The 1,902-nt window shown below is 67.6% G+C and carries 3 protein-coding genes; all 3 read left to right on the top strand.

The features are described from left to right. The first annotated feature begins 60 nt into the window (after positions 1-60). A complete protein-coding gene (locus ACIPIA_RS15260) occupies positions 61-483 on the top strand; it encodes a YciI family protein (RefSeq protein ID WP_400510777.1) in 423 nt (140 codons plus the stop codon). A gap of 82 nt (positions 484-565) precedes the next feature. Beyond that, entirely contained in the window at positions 566-991 is a 426-nt protein-coding gene (locus ACIPIA_RS15255; RefSeq protein WP_400510775.1) for a YciI family protein, read from the top strand. Between the two features lie 62 nt (positions 992-1,053). Continuing rightward, a partial coding sequence (locus tag ACIPIA_RS15250; protein ID WP_400510773.1) for an RNA polymerase sigma factor occupies positions 1,054-1,902 on the top strand: 849 nt, incomplete at its 3' end.

Raw genomic sequence — 1,902 nt, 5'->3', positions numbered from 1 at the left:
TTCGACGTGAACATGAAGGCGGCTGATCGCCTTCGCAGAGTAACGCCAAGGAGAAGACCGATGCGTGTGATGGTTCTGGTCAAGGCCGACAAGGACAGCGAAGCCGGCATCATGCCGAGCGAGGACATCCTCACCAAGATGGGGGCCTATAACGAGGAACTGGTGAAGGCCGGCATCATGCTGGCGGGCGATGGCCTGCACCCGAGCTCGAAGGGCATCCGGATGCGCTTCTCCGGCAGCGAACGGGCGATCACGGACGGCCCCTTCGCCGAGACCAAGGAGCTGCTCTGCGGATTCTGGATCTGGCAGGTGAAGTCGTTCGAGGAAGCGGTCGAATGGCTGAAGCGCGCGCCCTTCGACGGCGGGACCGAGATCGAGCTGCGCCGCATCTTCGAGATGGAGGATTTCGGCGCGGCGCTGACGCCGGAGCTCCGCGAGCAGGAGGATCGCCTGCGCGCCGGCATCGAGAAGATCGCCCACTGAACAGGACCGCGGTTCGAAACCAATCAATCCGGAAGGCCCGGAGTTCCTCCCTGCCGTTCCCTCATTCAACAGGAGAAGACCGATGCGTTTCATGGTGATGGTCAAGGCGACCAAGGACAGCGAGGCCGGCGCACCGCCGACCAAGGAACTGCTCGATGCGATGATGGCCTACAACGAAGAGCTGGTGAAAGCCGGCATCATGAAGGGTGGCGACGGGCTGCAGCCGAGCTCGAAGGGCGCGCGGGTGCAGTTCGACGGCAGCAAGCGCTCCGTGGTCGACGGCCCCTTCGCCGAGACGAAGGAACTCGTCGCGGGCTACTGGCTCTGGGAGTGCAAGTCGCTCGACGAGGCGATCGCCTGGGTCAAGCGCTGCCCGAATCCGATGCCCGGCCCGTCCGAGATCGAGATCCGGCCGCTGTTCGAGCTGGCCGATTTCGGCGAGATCGTCACGCCGGAGACAGCGGCGCAGTGGGACCGTCTCAAGGCCGAGGCCGACGGCCAGGGTTGAGTCGGAGACGTTCCGTCCGCACCTCTTGCCAGCTGCCGGGCTGATGGTGTGTATCGCTTCCCATGTCGGCAAGCGATACACACCGCACCGTCGAGACGGTCTGGCGGATGGAAGCACCGAGGCTGATCGCGGGGCTGACGCGGCTGACGCGCGATATCGGCCGGGCCGAGGAGCTGGCGCAGGAGGCGCTGGTCGCGGCTCTCAGGCAGTGGCCGGAGGAGGGCGTGCCTCGCAACCCCGCCGCCTGGCTGATGCAGGTCGCCAAGCACCGGGCGCTGGATGCGGCCCGCCACGAGATGATGGCGCGGCGCAAGCGGGAGGAGATCGGGCAGGACATCGCGGGCGAGGGGCCGGCCATGCCGGACCTCGACGAGGCGCTCGACGACGAAGTGGGCGACGACCTGCTCAGGCTGATCTTCACCGCCTGCCATCCGGTGCTGCCGAAGGAAGCGCGGCTCGCGCTGACTCTGAGGCTGCTCGGCGGATTGACGACCGAGGAGATCGCCCGCGCCTTCCTCGTGCCGGAGCCGACGATGGCGCAGCGCATCGTGCGGGCGAAGAAGGCGCTGAGCGATGCGAAGGTGCCCTATGAGGTGCCGGCCGGTGCCGAGCTCGGCGTACGGCTCGCCTCGGTGCTGGAGGTCGTCTACCTCATCTTCAACGAAGGCTATGCCGCGACCGCCGGTCAGGACTGGGTCAGGCCGACGCTGTGCGAGGAGGCACTCCGCCTCGGACGCATCCTGGCGGCGCGGGCGCCGCAGGAGCCTGAGGTTCACGGTCTCGTCGCATTGATGGAGCTGCAGGCCTCGCGGCTCCGGGCGCGCGTCGGCCCCGACGGCGAGCCGATCCTGCTGCTCGACCAGAACCGCGCGCGCTGGGACCGGCTGCTGATCGGGCGAGGGCTCTCCGCC

The sequence above is a fragment of the Allobosea sp. CER48 genome (assembly GCF_044752385.1).
Taxonomy (GTDB): Bacteria; Pseudomonadota; Alphaproteobacteria; order Rhizobiales; family Beijerinckiaceae; genus Allobosea.
This window is presented reverse-complemented; position numbering and strand designations above follow the sequence as displayed.

Excerpts from the sequence above, each read along its gene's own strand:
- ACIPIA_RS15260 (WP_400510777.1), top strand. The coding sequence starts at position 61 with ATGCGTGTGATGGTTCTGGTCAAGGCCGACAAGGACAGCGAAGCCGGC.
- ACIPIA_RS15255 (WP_400510775.1), top strand. The coding sequence starts at position 566 with ATGCGTTTCATGGTGATGGTCAAGGCGACCAAGGACAGCGAGGCCGGC.